The following is a 14484-nucleotide window of genomic DNA, read 5'->3' as shown; positions in this document are numbered from 1 at the left end:
TTTGATAATAAAAAGCGATAAAATTTTCATTCTTTGTTACTTTGCTTAAAACTGTAAATAAATGATCCTTCGTTTTGTAATTCTATGTGCTCTATTTTTGCTTATTGAGTTCTATTCCTATCAAGCTTTCCGAACTTTAATTAAATTAAGATGGGTTTTAATTTCTTATCAAATTATTAGTGCACTGCTTCTTGTATTTATAATTTATTCTTTTTCTCAGGTAGATCGATCAGTTGGGCAAACCAAACAATTTATGTTTACAACAGGTTTAATGTTGCTTGTTTATGTACCGAAAATTGTAATTACGTTAGTTTTATTTAGTGAAGACATTTTTAGAATTGGTGCCAGCATCTTGAATTATTTTATTTATAATGCACCTCGTAAGGAAATGATGCCGGAGAGACGAAAGTTTGTAAGTCAGATAGCATTAGGATTGGCTGCAGTGCCTTTTTTATCGTTGATTTATGGAATATTTGAAGGGAAATATAATTTTAAGGTAATCAAGCAAACAATTTTTTTTCCAGATTTACCAGATGCGTTTGATGGTTTTAAAATTACTCAAATTTCAGATGTTCACAGCGGAAGTTTTGATAATCCTGAGAAGATAAATTATGCAATTGATTTAATAAATGAGCAGGAATCTGACATGATTTTGTTTACGGGAGATATTGTAAATACTCATGCTAAAGAAATGCATCCTTGGCTGGAAACATTCAATCGTATTAAAGATTATAAGTATGGTAAGTTTTCTGTTTTGGGAAATCATGATTATGGCGAGTATGTTACTTGGTCTTCTGAGAAAGAAAAAAGGGAGAACTTTGAGGGCATAAAAAATCTTTATGGTCAAATTGGGTTTGAATTAATGCTTAATGAGCATAGATATATTGAGAAAGGTGATGATAAAATTGCTTTAATTGGAGTAGAAAACTGGGGGGCAAATTTTAAGAAAGCAGGGGATTTAAATAAAGCTTCAGAGCAGGTGAATCAAGAGGATTTTAAAATTTTAATGAGCCATGATCCTAGTCATTGGGAACATGAAGTAAAAAAACATCCTAAAAACTTTCATTTAACCTTGTCCGGTCATACTCATGGCATGCAGTTTGGAATTGAAATTCCAGGATATTTTAAATGGAGTCTCGCACAATATATTTATAAACAATGGGCAGGATTATACGAAGAGTCTAAAAGATACGTTTATGTTAACCGGGGGTTTGGTTTTCATGCCTATCCAGGAAGAGTTGGAATTATGCCTGAAATAACGGTCATTGAACTAAAAAAGGGGAACAATGTGGCTTAATTCGTTAAAAATGCTACATTTGTATTAATTATCTTTTTTAACTAGATTAAAAGAATTAAATTTTTGGTTTTATGTCAAAATTTGGAGAACTTATAAATGCTCAGGTTCCAGTGTTAATTGACTTTTACACAGATTGGAACGAATCATCAGTATCGATGCATCCTGTTATTAAGGATGTTGCGGCTGCGCTAGGCGATAAAGCTAAGGTAATTAAAATTGATGTGGATAAAAATCAAGAATTAGCTGAAGCATTGCGAATTAAAGGATTGCCTACGTTAATGATTTATAAAGAGGGGCAAATGATCTGGAGGCAGTCTGGAGAACTTGATGCTAATACTCTTATCGGTATTGTTCAAGATCAATTTGATTTTTAAAAGGTTGCGATAGCGATATTGTTTAGTGAATAATATCAAACTTATAGCCGTTTTCTTTTAAGAAATGTAATGTTTTTGGAAGAGCAAATTTTAAATTTGGTGAGGCTTTTATGCTGTCATGAAATACAATTACACTTCCTGATTTCACGTTTTTTGTAACATTTTCAAGGCATTTTTCAGGAGTAATACTTTGGTCAAAGTCAGCGCTCAAAACATCCCACATAATTATTTTATAGCCTAACTTGCGTAAAATTTTAGATTGTGCTTTTTTTATTTTTCCATAAGGAGGACGAAATAATAAATTGCATGTTTTTTCTTCTTCTAAAATAGCAGCACAATTTTTTACATTTTCAATATAATCATCATTGTTACTTTTCCAGCCATTAACATGGTTCATGGTGTGATTACCTATGCTGTGTCCGTCAGTTATAAGCTTTTCAAATAAGGATAAGTTGGCTTTAATGTTTTTTCCAATACAAAAAAAGGTAGCTTTTGCATCAAATTTTCTCAATTCAGCTAATACCCAGTCTGTAATTTCTGGAGTTGGGCCATCATCAAAGGTTAGGTATATTTTCTTTTCGTTGTTTGGAATGTCCCAACAATATTTAGAAAACACCGTTTTTATGAATGAATTAGTTTTTACCCAATAAAAGCTCATGATTAACTTATTTTAGAGATAAGTAAATATAAAAAAATGCAGGACTGTTTATCAAGCAGTCCTGCATTTTTTTAATTAATATATTTTTCGTATATTATTCTTTTTCACGTCCAAAACGTTCAAAAATATTTACATATGTATTAAACGTTGTTTTATGTTTTTCGTAAAAAGCTTTGTCGTTGTTTTCTTTCATTACTTGCAATAAACTTCTGTATCGTTCAATATCAGTGATAATGTCAATAGCTAAATCTGTTTGATCTGAACCGCTCAAAGTTTTGTAATAGTCTAGATTTTCTCTGTACTTATTAACTAATTTTTCTAATAAATCGTGCGCTTTAGCTTTTTCTCCTACTTTGTAATATCCACCGGCAAACGGTTCAACTAAAGAGTAGTAACCAAACTTATCTAACGGCATTTTTGTAATCGCTAAATTGATAATATTTTTAGCTTTGTCAATTTTACCTTCAGCAATAAGTTCATTCATTAAGCGGGATAAATTTGTTCTATATGTAATGCTGTTTCTTCTGGTTTCTGGATCGTGATAGATTTTTTCACTTTCGCTGTTGCCCCAGTCCCATTTCATTACAATGTCATACATTTTATCAGCGTCAATTTGTCCCATGTCCATTGGTCCGCCATCTTTAGAAGGAACATTTTTAATAGGAACTAATTTGTATACCATTCCATCTAACTGTAAATAGTTTTTCAGCCATAAATAATCTTCGTCATCAAAAGCACCTCCACTAAAATAAATTGGTCGTTTCCAATTGTTATTAGCTAAGATGTCAAGCATCATTAATCTATTTTTGTAGATCGCACTTCCTTTAATGTCTATGTCCATATAAGGAACAATAGAGTCGTTGTATTTAGGATTAACAACTTTGTTTTTGATAATAGCATTTTTATCAATGTTTACTCTAATCTTATTTGTCGGGTAAAAATGAATTGTTTGTCCATTCTGTAATCCTACAGTTGATTTAGGGTTTTTGATAAAGTCTATAAAATCAGTGATGTTCCAGCGTGTTTCTATTTTTGGAATATGAGCCACGTAGTCTAATTTATCTCCAACATATTGTTCATGTGTGAATGAAATAGGCAGAGGGTCAGATTCGTATGATTTCATTTTCATTTGGTCAATATACCAATCTGTCATGAAAAGGCTCGTGTTTACAATTTTTACATCTGTTCTAAAGTGCTCAATTTCTTGGGCGTACCAGAGAGGGAAGGTGTCGTTGTCTCCAATAGTAAATAAAATGGCATCTTTATCGCACGAACTTAAATACGCTTTAGCCATTGCAACGGCTGTATATCTGTTTGATCTGTCGTGATCATCCCAGTTTTGTGAAGCCATTAAAACAGGTGCGGCTAATAAACTTCCGGCAATAATAATTGGTCCTGCAATTTTTGGAGCAATATATTTTTGAATGCTCTCATATAAAGAATAAACTCCAAAGCCAATCCAAATAGCAAAGACGTAGAATGATCCTACCAAAGCATAATCTCTTTCTCGTGGTTCAAAAGGTCTTTCGTTCAGGTAAATTTTTAATGCAATTCCGGTAAATAAGAATAAGGCTAAAAGCACATAAAAACTTTTAAGATCTTTGTTCGCGTGGTACATTAGTCCAATTAGACCTAAGATAAACGGAAGGAAAAAGTAAACATTTCTTCCTTTGTTATTTAAAACATCAGAAGGTAAATTGTCTTGAGATCCTAAATGTACAGAGTCAAGAGCTTTGATTCCGCTGATCCAGTTTCCGTCTAAATTGTCGTATTTTCCTTGAACATCACTTTGGCGTCCAACAAAATTCCACATTAAATATCTCCAGTACATATATCCAAATTGATATTCGAACATAAAACTGAAATTATCAACAGTTGAAGGTTTTTCGATTATTAAATAATCTTTATAGCTGTTTAAGAATTTAACATAGCCTTCGTTGTCAATTTGTTTTTGAGCAAAAGCATGTTTAAATTCAGAAATAGTTTTTTCCACTTCATTTCTTAATTGAGCAGTTGCTTTGTTGTATTCATCTTCGCTCAATTGGCTTGCGTCAATTCCGTACTTTGCTAAATCATCCTCATAATTATAATTTGGGTTGATTCTGAATTTAGGCGGGTTTGTAAAGCTGATGTAGTTCTGAATGTGTCCATTTTCGGTACTCCACATTCTTGGCAGAATTGTTTTTTGATTGTCATCTGAATTTTGATCTGCATTTTTATAATTGTTGGTAATGATGTATTTACCAGTTTTATCGTCTCTTTCGTAGTTAGGTTTTTTGTCTGAGTATGGGTTTTTAGCGTCTAAACCTGCAAAAACTTCGGTGTACTGCGGGCCGTAGAACAATGGATTTACACCATATTGCTCACGATTATAGTAAGCTAGAACTTCGGCAGCATCTGATGGCTTGTTTTCATTGATAACTGTATTTGCGTTAGCACGCACAGGAAGCATCATCCAAGTCGAAAAACCAATAAATATAAATAGGATGCAAAGTATAATAGTGTTGTAAAAAATTAAACCTTTTTGCTTGGTAAATTTTAATCCAAAATAGAAGAATGCAACTAGAAGTAAAACAACAAAGATAGTTCCTGAATTAAATGGTAATCCCATGCTGTTTACCATGAAAATTTCAGTTTTACCAAAGAATGCCATTGTTAAAGGCAAGAGTAATTTAAAGATAAACAACAAAATCCCAATTACAACAACATTTGCAATAAGGAAATTTTTAATAGTAACTTTTTCGTAATGTTTAAAATAGTAAAGAAACCCAATTGATGGAATCGTTAATAGTGCCATAAAGTGCACGCCAAACGAAAGTCCGACAACTAAAGATATGATTAATAGCCATTTGTTTCCTTTTGGTTTGTCCATATCTTGTTCCCAACGTAATCCCAGCCAGAAAAGTAATGCGATTAGTAATGAGGCCATTGCATATACTTCGGCTTCAACGGCATTAAACCAAAAGCTGTCTGAGAAAGTGTAAGCTAATGCTCCAACAAAAGAGCTTCCTAGAATTACGATAGAATTGTTTTGGTCAATTTCGGCAAAACGAGCTACAATTTTCTTTAAAATCATAGACGATGACCAGAACATGAATAATATTGTAAAGGCACTTGAAAAAACAGACATCATGTTTACCATTAAGGCTACATGTTGTGCATCTATGGCAAACATTGCAAAAAAGGCACCCATCATTTGAAATAAAGGCGCTCCTGGCGGATGCCCCACTTCTAATTTTGCCGCTGTGGCTATGTATTCCCCGCAATCCCAAAAACTCATGGTAGGTTCAACTGTTAATGTATAGGTGATTAAAGCGATTGCAAATGCAAACCAACCAATAATTGTATTCCATTTATTGAAATTGAATTGTGCCATATTTAGGTGTTAAAATTTTGTATGTTTTTAATCCTACAAAGAAAATGTTTTTTTGTGTAAAGAAACGAGCATTAACAAAAAATTCTATAAAAGTATGAGTGAAGAGTAATTTGTTGTTTATGAGTGTCTTCTGATGTTTTGAATAAGTGTGAAGTTGAAAAATGAAAAAAAAATGATTTTTTTTGATGAAAAAGCTTGTGCAAATTAAATAAAGGCTTAAATTTGCACTCGCTTAACAGCACTGCTGGTCTATGGTGTAATGGTAACACAACTGTTTTTGGTGCAGTCTTTCTAGGTTCGAGTCCTAGTAGACCAACATAAAAAGCCTCTCGTTTGAGAGGCTTTTTTTATGCAAAAAAAATATCTGTAAAAATTTGCATAAACTAAATAAAGTTATAATTTTGCACCCGCTTAACAGCACTATTGGTCTATGGTGTAATGGTAACACAACTGTTTTTGGTGCAGTCTTTCTAGGTTCGAGTCCTAGTAGACCAACATAAAAAGCCTCTCATTTGAGAGGCTTTTTTTTTATTTTATTATACCATAAATTTAAGTGAGTTGATTTTGTTTGGTTGTTTTTATATTTTAAAAGTGATAATAGGTTTAATGGCGTGATTTACTAAGCCTTCGCTGATACTTCCGTTAAAAAAGTGTGCAAAACCAGTTCTTCCGTGTGTGCACATTCCAATGATGTCTGCGTTTATCTTGTTGGAAAAGTTTATGATTCCTTTTTCGATATTAGTATCGTTGTAAATATTTGTAGTGTAATCTGAGAGGTTAAATTCCGTGATGAAATCGGTTATGGCTTTTTCTGCTGCGTGTGTAGTTTTAAAGCTGTTTGGTGTGCAAATTGTAACTAAATGTAATTTTGATTGGAATGTTTTGGCAAAGTCAAGGAGTTTTTTGAATGGTTTTTTTGCTTCTTCTGAAAAATCAGAAGCAAATACGATATTAGATGTATTAAAATTTTTGATGTCTTTTTTGATTACCAAAACAGGAATGTCAGAATTGCGTACTACTTTTTCAGTGTTAGAACCTATTAGTAATTCTTCAACGCCAGAAGAGCCGTGAGAACCCATTACAATTAAATCTATATTGTGATCTTTGCTTACTTTAGTGATTCCGTGAATAGGTCTATCTATTTTTACGATTTCAGTCACTTGAATGCCGTCTAGGTATGGCTTTGATGAAATTTCATCCAGCATTTCGTTCGCTTTTTTCATGAAAAGCATGGTTTCGGGAATGCTGGTGCCGCCTAAAACGGCGTCGTTCATTTGGCTTGGAAGTTCAAGCATATGCAGGATGATGATTTCGGAGTTGTTTTTTTTGGCAATTTGGGCAGCGACTTTTAAGGCGTCTTCTGCATGTTCAGAGAAGTCAGTAGGTACTAGAATTTGTTTCATGGTTTTTGGGTTAAATAATGAGAAATTCTGTTAAATTAATGCTTCTATAAAGATAAGAAATATTTTTAGAGCGATCTATTTATTTTGATTTATAAAAAAATCACTATATTTGCACCGTTATTTATTAAAATCTAAATAATGAGGGGACTAAGTGTCCCCTCTTTTTATAAAATTATGACATTTAAAGAAAAAGTAAACGGATTAATTGCGGAGGCTCTTTTAGAAAAGCCGTCAATCTTTTTGATTGATCTGGCTGTTTCTGATGCTTTTAAAATTAGTGTAGGTTTAGATGGTGATACAGGAGTGGCACTGCAGGATTGCATCGATATTAGTCGAGCAATTGAGAATAACTTGGATCGTGAAGAGCAAGATTTTTCTCTTGAAGTAGCATCAGTTGGAGTAGGGTCTCCTTTGAAATTGGTAAGACAATACAAGAAAAATATTGGTAGAACATTGATTGTTACTACAAATACTGAAAAAATTGAAGCAGAATTAGTAGAAGCTAACGATGTTTTTATAATTTTGTCTTGGGAAGCAAGAGAACCGAAAAAAATAGGAAAAGGAAAAGAAACAGTTCAAAAAGAGCAACAAATACCTTATACAGAAATTAAAGAGGCAATTGTTACAGTAACATTTTAATTAAAGAATTCGCATGGAAAATTTAGCATTAATCGATTCATTCTCAGAGTTTAAAGATAATAAACTTATTGATCGTGTAACGCTTATGGCAATTTTAGAGGACGTGTTTAGAAATGCATTAAAGAAAAAATACGGTTCTGATGATAACTTCGACATCATTATAAATCCTGATAAAGGAGATATGGAGATTTGGAGAAGAAGAGTAATTGTTGCTGACGAAGATCTTGATTTTGAAAACGAAGAGATTACTTTGACTGAAGCAAGAATGATTGAAGCGGATTTTGAAATTGGCGAAGAAGTTTCTGAAGAGGTTAAATTGATTGATTTAGGGAGAAGAGCTATTTTGGCTTTGCGTCAAAACTTAATATCTAAAATTCACGAACACGATAATACAAATCTTTATAAGCAATTTAAAGATATTATTGGTGATATATACACTGCAGAAGTACATCACGTACGTCCAAGAGTAGTTATCTTAGTTGATGATGAAGGGAACGAAATTGTACTTCCGAAAGAAAACAAATTCCATCTGACTTTTTCCGTAAAGGAGATAATGTTCGTGGGATAATTGAAAGCGTTGAATTGAAAGGAAACAAACCTCAAATTATTATGTCTAGAACTTCTGAGAAGTTCTTAGAAAAATTATTTGAACAAGAAATTCCTGAAGTATTTGACGGTTTGATTACGGTTAAAAATGTAGTGCGTATTCCTGGTGAAAAAGCAAAAGTAGCGGTAGATTCTTATGATGATAGAATTGATCCAGTTGGAGCTTGTGTGGGTATGAAAGGATCTCGTATTCACGGAATCGTTCGTGAGTTAGGAAACGAAAATATCGACGTAATCAACTACACAAACAACATTCAATTGTTTATTACAAGAGCATTAAGTCCTGCGAAAGTTTCTTCAATCAAAATTGATGAGGAAAACAAAAGAGCTGAAGTATTCTTGAAATTAGAAGAAGTTTCTAAAGCAATTGGTAGAGGTGGTCACAATATTAAATTGGCAGGTCAATTAACGGGTTATGAATTAGATGTTATTCGTGAGGGTGATGTTGCTGGAACAGTTGCAGATGAAGACGATGTTGAATTAACAGAGTTTTCAGATGAAATTGAAGAATGGGTAATCGAAGAATTTGCTAAGATAGGTTTAGATACTGCAAAAAGTATTTTAAAACAAGAAGTAGAAGATTTAGTAAGAAGAACAGATTTAGAAGAGGAAACGATTCTGGATGTTATGAAGATACTAAAAGAAGAGTTTGACAGCTAGTTAATAGCTGAAGTCTGGCTCTAACAACACAACGAAAAAGGTAATAATAAAAAGGTTATATGTCTGAAGAGAGAGTAATAAGAATAAATAAGGTTTTAAGGGAATTAAATATCTCGTTAGAAAGAGCTGTTGATTATCTAAAAGATAAGGGTATTGCTATTGATGCAAATCCAAACGCGAAAATTTCTGATAGTGAGTTTAATATCCTGCAAAGCCAATTTGCGGGCGATAAGGGGAATAAGGAAGCTTCTAAAGAGGTTGGAGAAGAGAAAAGAAAAGAAAAAGAAGCATTACGTGTAGAGCGTGAGAAAGAAATTGAAGACAAACGCAGACAAGACGAGGAGCGCCAAAAGCAACAGGAGATTATAAAAGCGAGAGCGGTTGTAACTGGACCTGTGCAAGTAGGTAAAATAGATTTAAATCCGAAGAAACCTGCAGTTGTTTCTACTCCTACTGAGGAGCCAGTTAAAGCTGAAGAGCCAAAAGCAGTTATTACTCCAGCTCAACCAGAAAAACCAGTTCAGAAAGAAGTTGTACAGCCTGAGCCATCGGCTCCTGTAGTTTCTGAAGAGAAAAAGGTAGAGAAGCCTATTATTACAGAGAAAAAAGAAGTTAAAGCTGAAGTTTCAAAAACAGCGCAAGAGCCTATTGTTTCAACAGATCCTGCAACTGCCGAAGAAACGATCACTACTCAATACCAGAAATTATCTGGAACAACTCTTACGGGACAGACAATTGATTTGTCTCAATTTAATAAACCTAAGAAAAAGAAAGAAGATCCTAAAATTACGCCTAATAAACCTGGTGCTCCAGGTGTTGGAAATAATGCCAATAAAAATAAGCGTAAAAGGATTGCACCTAAGCCAGGAACTCCAGGGGCGCCAAAACCTCAAGGAGCTGGGAATGCACCGGGAACTCCAAATCCTAATAAGATAACGCCAAACAACGGCGGAGGCGGATTTAATGCAAACAGAAGTGCGAGACCTGGTTTTGTAAAAGGAAACCGTCCGGCTATTGTAGCTAAAGTTGAGCCTACTGAAGAAGAAGTAAAAAACCAAATTAGAGAGACTCTTGAAAAACTTCAAGGTAAAGGAGGGAAATCTAAAGCGGCTAAATATAGAAGAGATAAAAGAGAAACGCACCGTCAGAAATCTGATGATGAGCAAAGAGCTCTTGACGAAGGAAGTAAAACAATTAAAGTTACTGAATTTGTTACTGTAGGTGAAATTGCAATCATGATGGATGTGCCGATTACAAAAGTAATTGGAACTTGTATGTCTTTAGGTATCATGGTTACGATGAATCAGCGTTTAGATGCTGAAACATTAACAATTGTAGCTGATGAATTTGGTTACGAAGTTGAGTTTATTACTGTTGATATCGAGGAAGCTATCGAAGTAGTTGAAGATAAAGAAGAAGACTTAGTAACTAGAGCGCCTATTGTTACTGTAATGGGTCACGTTGACCACGGTAAAACATCTTTACTGGATTATATTCGTAAAGAAAATGTTATCGCTGGAGAGTCGGGTGGTATTACACAGCACATTGGAGCTTATGGAGTTACTCTTGATAATGGTCAGAAAATCGCATTCTTAGATACACCAGGTCACGAGGCGTTTACCGCGATGCGTGCACGTGGAGCTCAAGTTACAGATATTGCTATTATCGTAGTAGCTGCGGATGATGACATCATGCCACAAACAAAAGAAGCGATTTCTCACGCACAAGCTGCGGGAGTGCCAATTATATTTGCGATCAATAAAATTGATAAACCGAATGCTAATGTTGAGAAAATTAAAGAGCGTTTGGCTAGTATGAATTTACTTGTTGAAGATTGGGGTGGAAAAATTCAGTCACATGATATTTCTGCGAAAGTCGGAACAGGGGTAAAAGAATTATTAGAGAAAGTTTTATTGGAAGCTGAAATCTTGGATTTAAAAGCAAATCCAAATAAAGCAGCACAAGGAACTGTAGTTGAGGCTTTCTTGGATAAAGGAAAAGGTTATGTTTCGACAATTTTAGTACAACAAGGTACATTGAAAATTGGAGATTATATGCTTGCTGGAAAACACCATGGAAAAGTTAAAGCAATGCATGATGAAAGAGGGCATACAGTTTTAGAAGCTGGTCCTTCGACTCCGGTATCTGTTTTAGGTTTAGATGGAGCAGCAACAGCAGGTGATAAGTTTAATGTATTCGAAGACGAAAAAGAGGCTAAGCAAATTGCATCTAAACGTTCTCAATTAATGCGTGAACAATCTGTACGTACACAACGTCATATTACACTTGATGAAATTGGTCGCCGTATTGCACTTGGTCAGTTTAAAGAGTTGAACGTAATCCTTAAAGGAGACGTTGATGGATCTGTTGAGGCATTATCAGATTCGTTCTCTAAACTTTCTACAGAAGAAATTCAAATTAATATTATTCATAAAGGTGTTGGAGCAATTACTGAAACTGACGTTATGTTGGCTTCTGCTTCTGATGCGATCATTATTGGATTTAACGTTCGTCCTGCTGGAAATGCTAGACAGCTTGCAGATAAAGAAGAAATTGACATCCGTTACTATTCTATTATTTATGCAGCGATCGATGACTTGAAAGATGCGATGGAGGGAATGTTAGCTCCTGAAATGAAAGAGGAAATTTTAGGAACAGCTGAGATTCGTGAGATTTTCAAAATTTCTAAAGTTGGCTCAATTGCAGGATGTATGGTAACTGATGGTAAGATTTTGAGAAGCTCTAAAATTAGAGTTATTAGAGATGGAGTTGTAGTGCATACAGGAGAATTAGTTGCTTTAAAGCGTTTCAAAGATGATGTTAAAGAGGTTTCTAAAGGTTATGACTGTGGTATACAAATAAAAGGATTCAATGATATTGAAATGAATGATGTTATTGAGGCTTATCACGAAGTTGCAATTAAAAAGAAACTTAAATAAGAGAATTTCTTTTAAAATATAAATCCCGATTTTTTCGGGATTTTTTTTGTTTAGAACTGTTTGGTTTTGATAAGAGAATGAGTTTTTTTAAAAAGATTGAGTTTTTTTGTGGTAGTGTTTTCTTTTGATATTTTTTTGTGAGGTAATCTGTTTTGAAGTTTTCTTTGTTGGATATTTTGTTATGTGTTGTTGGGTTTTTGACTAGCAGGGGTATTGACGTGTTCGTACTAAAGAAAACAGATTGTGTTTTAAAGGCTGAAAAAGAGTAGTGGTAAGGGTGGTGTAGAAATTTGATTTATAAGGTGGTTTTTCAGATAAAAAGCGCTGTTTCGCTCTGGTAACAAGTTGGCGGAAATGTTTTTTTAGGAGTGGTGATTGAGTTGTAATGTTTGTGTGTAATGTAGTGAAGTAGTTGTTGCTGATGATGAAAAAATAAATTTTGAATTTGGGCTTTGTGTTTAGATGTTAGTTTTTGTTTGGTATTTAATGCCTTGTTATAATAAAAAACCACAAAAGAAACTCCGTAGAGAGTTGCTTTTGTGGTTCTTTATTTCTTGTCGTTTTGGTTTCTTGTTTTATTTATTCGGCTTTAGCAGGAATACATTTTTGTATTTTTTCTTGATGTCTGCTAAATTTCTTTCTGCTTCGATTCTTGATTTAAAACTGCCTACAATGACTTTGTAATTTGGGGTATTGAAAATTATAGTGCCATCAATGTTTGAGTATTCTCTTTTAAAGTCGGCTAGTGTTTTTTTTGCTTCTTCGCTTTTTCCGCTAAAAATTTGAATTCTATAGGAATCATTTGTACTTATTGATGTGTTAAATTTACGTTTCTCGTTCATTAATTGCTCAAATTTGGGATCTTGATTTACTGTTAAATTTTGATCTTGAGCATGAATATTGTTTGCTAAAGCAAAGATTACTAATGTTAAGAAAACGTTTTTTGAAGGAGTTAAAATTCTCATAATGTGATGGTTTTTGTGCAAAAATAATATTTAAAGTTTGTATGGAAAATTTTAATATTATTTAGAATTGATATAAATTGATATTTAAGAGTATTTTAAGGTTTTGAGAATAGTTCATAAGTCGTATTTTTGTGCAAGTTTTAAAAGAAGGTATTAATTTTAGTCTGATTTACTACAGAAAAAATCATACCAAAAATTAGTAGATAATTATTATACTATATGAAAAAGGTGGGTAACCATAATTCGATCTCCAGAAAATTATTACTTAGTTTATCGCTAACGTTAATTTTCTCCCTAACTTCATTTGCTCAAGATCCTGCTGCTCCTGCGGCTCCTGAAGCTGCTGCTCCGGCTGCGACTACAGGTGGTGATCCAGTAAAAGGGAAAGAACTTTTTAATGCAAATTGCGCTGCATGTCACAAATTAGATGCTAAATCAACAGGTCCTGCTTTGAGAGGAATTGCGGATAAGCACGATAAAGCTTGGCTTTATAAATGGGTGCATAACAGTTCTGACATGATTAAGTCAGGTGATCCTGTTGCGGTTAAACTTTTTGAGGAAAACAATAAAGCAGTAATGACTTCTTTTCCTCAATTATCTGAAGGCGATATTGATAATATTATTGCTTTTACTTCTGAGAAAAAAGCTGAGCCTGCTGCTGGTGCGCCAGGAACTGTTCCTCCTGGGCAAAAAGCTGAAGGCGGCGGTATTTCTAACAATATTATTTTAGGAGCTCTTGCTCTTGTAATGGCTATTTTAGTTGTTATGTTGTTCATGGTGAACAAAGTATTAACTAAAGTTGCAAGTAATAACGGAATTGAAGTTGCGCCAAAAGAAGGCAGAACTCCAATTTGGAAAGCTTTTGCTAAAAATCAATTTTTAGTTTTAGTTACTTCTATATTTTTACTTTTAGCTAGTGGTTATTTTGTATACGGTTACTTGATGCAGGTAGGTGTTGATCAAAATTATGAGCCAATTCAGCCAATTCACTATTCTCACAAAATTCACGCTGGAGATAATGAGATCAATTGTAAATATTGTCACTCTGCTGCACGTGTAAGTAAAACTGCTGGTATTCCTTCATTGAATGTTTGTATGAACTGTCATAAAAATATTTCTGAAGTTGCTGAGACTACTGCTACTGCAGAGTACAGTAAGGCATTCTACGATGGAGAAATTCAAAAATTATATGATGCTGTTGGATGGGATAAGACTAAACAAGCTTATACTGGAAAAACTAAGCCTGTAAAATGGGTTCGTATTCATAATCTTCCTGATTTTGTTTATTTCAATCACTCTCAACACGTTTCTGTGGCAGGAGTTGAATGTCAAACTTGTCACGGTCCGGTACAAGAATTTGAAATCATGAAGCAATACTCTAAATTAACAATGGGATGGTGTGTTGATTGCCATAGAAAAACTGATGTTAAGATGGAAGGAAATGCATATTATGATAAAATTCATGCTGAACTTTCTAAAAAATACGGTGTAGAGAAATTAACTGCAGCGCAAATGGGAGGTTTAGAATGCGGTAAATGCCACTATTAATCGAATTATTAAGATTTTA

The 14484-nt window shown here is 33.8% G+C and carries 9 protein-coding genes, 2 tRNA genes and 1 pseudogene; 8 read left to right on the top strand and 4 right to left on the bottom strand.

The window, feature by feature from the left end; translation table 11 throughout:
* Positions 1-61 precede the first annotated feature (61 nt).
* Together BOW57_RS03900 and BOW57_RS03895 are read left to right on the top strand one after the other, a co-directional pair.
* Complete coding sequence (locus BOW57_RS03900; protein ID WP_129053107.1) at positions 62-1297, top strand: metallophosphoesterase; 1236 nt, start codon at positions 62-64, stop codon at positions 1295-1297.
* A 71-nt stretch (positions 1298-1368) separates the two neighbouring features.
* A complete protein-coding gene (locus BOW57_RS03895) occupies positions 1369-1671 on the top strand; it encodes a co-chaperone YbbN (RefSeq protein ID WP_089052699.1) in 303 nt (100 codons plus the stop codon).
* 22 nt (positions 1672-1693) lie between these two features.
* Here BOW57_RS03895 and BOW57_RS03890 read toward each other — a convergent pair whose 3' ends face one another.
* Together BOW57_RS03890 and BOW57_RS03885 are read right to left on the bottom strand one after the other, a co-directional pair.
* Positions 1694-2329 (bottom strand): polysaccharide deacetylase family protein, encoded by a 636-nt coding sequence (locus BOW57_RS03890; protein ID WP_089052700.1) that lies wholly within the window; start codon positions 2327-2329, stop codon positions 1694-1696.
* A 94-nt stretch (positions 2330-2423) separates the two neighbouring features.
* Positions 2424-5705, bottom strand: a complete 3282-nt coding sequence (locus tag BOW57_RS03885; protein ID WP_129053106.1) for a DUF2723 domain-containing protein — start codon at positions 5703-5705, stop codon at positions 2424-2426.
* A gap of 245 nt (positions 5706-5950) precedes the next feature.
* Between BOW57_RS03885 and BOW57_RS03880 the strand changes: the two genes are divergently transcribed.
* A tRNA-Gln gene (locus tag BOW57_RS03880) sits at positions 5951-6021 on the top strand.
* A 108-nt stretch (positions 6022-6129) separates the two neighbouring features.
* A tRNA-Gln gene (locus BOW57_RS03875) sits at positions 6130-6200 on the top strand.
* 83 nt (positions 6201-6283) lie between these two features.
* On the opposite strand, the gene BOW57_RS03870 is transcribed toward BOW57_RS03875, so the two are convergent.
* Positions 6284-7108: a universal stress protein gene (locus BOW57_RS03870; protein ID WP_129053105.1), complete on the bottom strand. Its 825-nt coding sequence runs from the start codon at positions 7106-7108 to the stop codon at positions 6284-6286.
* A 174-nt stretch (positions 7109-7282) separates the two neighbouring features.
* Here BOW57_RS03870 and rimP point away from each other — a divergent pair, with 174 nt between their 5' ends.
* From rimP to infB, 3 genes and pseudogenes are all read left to right on the top strand, one after another.
* Positions 7283-7747, top strand: coding sequence for a ribosome assembly cofactor RimP (gene rimP, locus BOW57_RS03865; protein ID WP_164973666.1), 465 nt, complete (start codon positions 7283-7285; stop codon positions 7745-7747).
* Between the two features lie 13 nt (positions 7748-7760).
* Positions 7761-9013: pseudogene (gene nusA / locus BOW57_RS03860) on the top strand (transcription termination factor NusA).
* Between the two features lie 59 nt (positions 9014-9072).
* The gene (gene infB, locus BOW57_RS03855) at positions 9073-11952 is read left to right on the top strand and encodes a translation initiation factor IF-2 (protein ID WP_129053104.1); all 2880 of its coding nucleotides are present in this window, start codon (positions 9073-9075) and stop codon (positions 11950-11952) included.
* A 575-nt stretch (positions 11953-12527) separates the two neighbouring features.
* On the opposite strand, the gene BOW57_RS03850 is transcribed toward infB, so the two are convergent.
* Complete coding sequence (locus tag BOW57_RS03850) at positions 12528-12917, bottom strand: SPOR domain-containing protein (protein ID WP_089052706.1); 390 nt, start codon at positions 12915-12917, stop codon at positions 12528-12530.
* Positions 12918-13136: 219 nt separating this feature from the next.
* Here BOW57_RS03850 and BOW57_RS03845 point away from each other — a divergent pair, with 219 nt between their 5' ends.
* A complete protein-coding gene (locus tag BOW57_RS03845) occupies positions 13137-14465 on the top strand; it encodes a c-type cytochrome (RefSeq protein ID WP_129053103.1) in 1329 nt (442 codons plus the stop codon).
* Positions 14466-14484: the final 19 nt, after the last annotated feature.

Source organism: Flavobacterium sp. YO64 (genome assembly GCF_004119505.1).
In the GTDB taxonomy this organism is placed as follows: Bacteria; Bacteroidota; Bacteroidia; order Flavobacteriales; family Flavobacteriaceae; genus Flavobacterium; species Flavobacterium oncorhynchi.
Note: the sequence above shows the minus strand (reverse complement) of the source record. Positions and strands in the feature narration are given on the sequence as shown.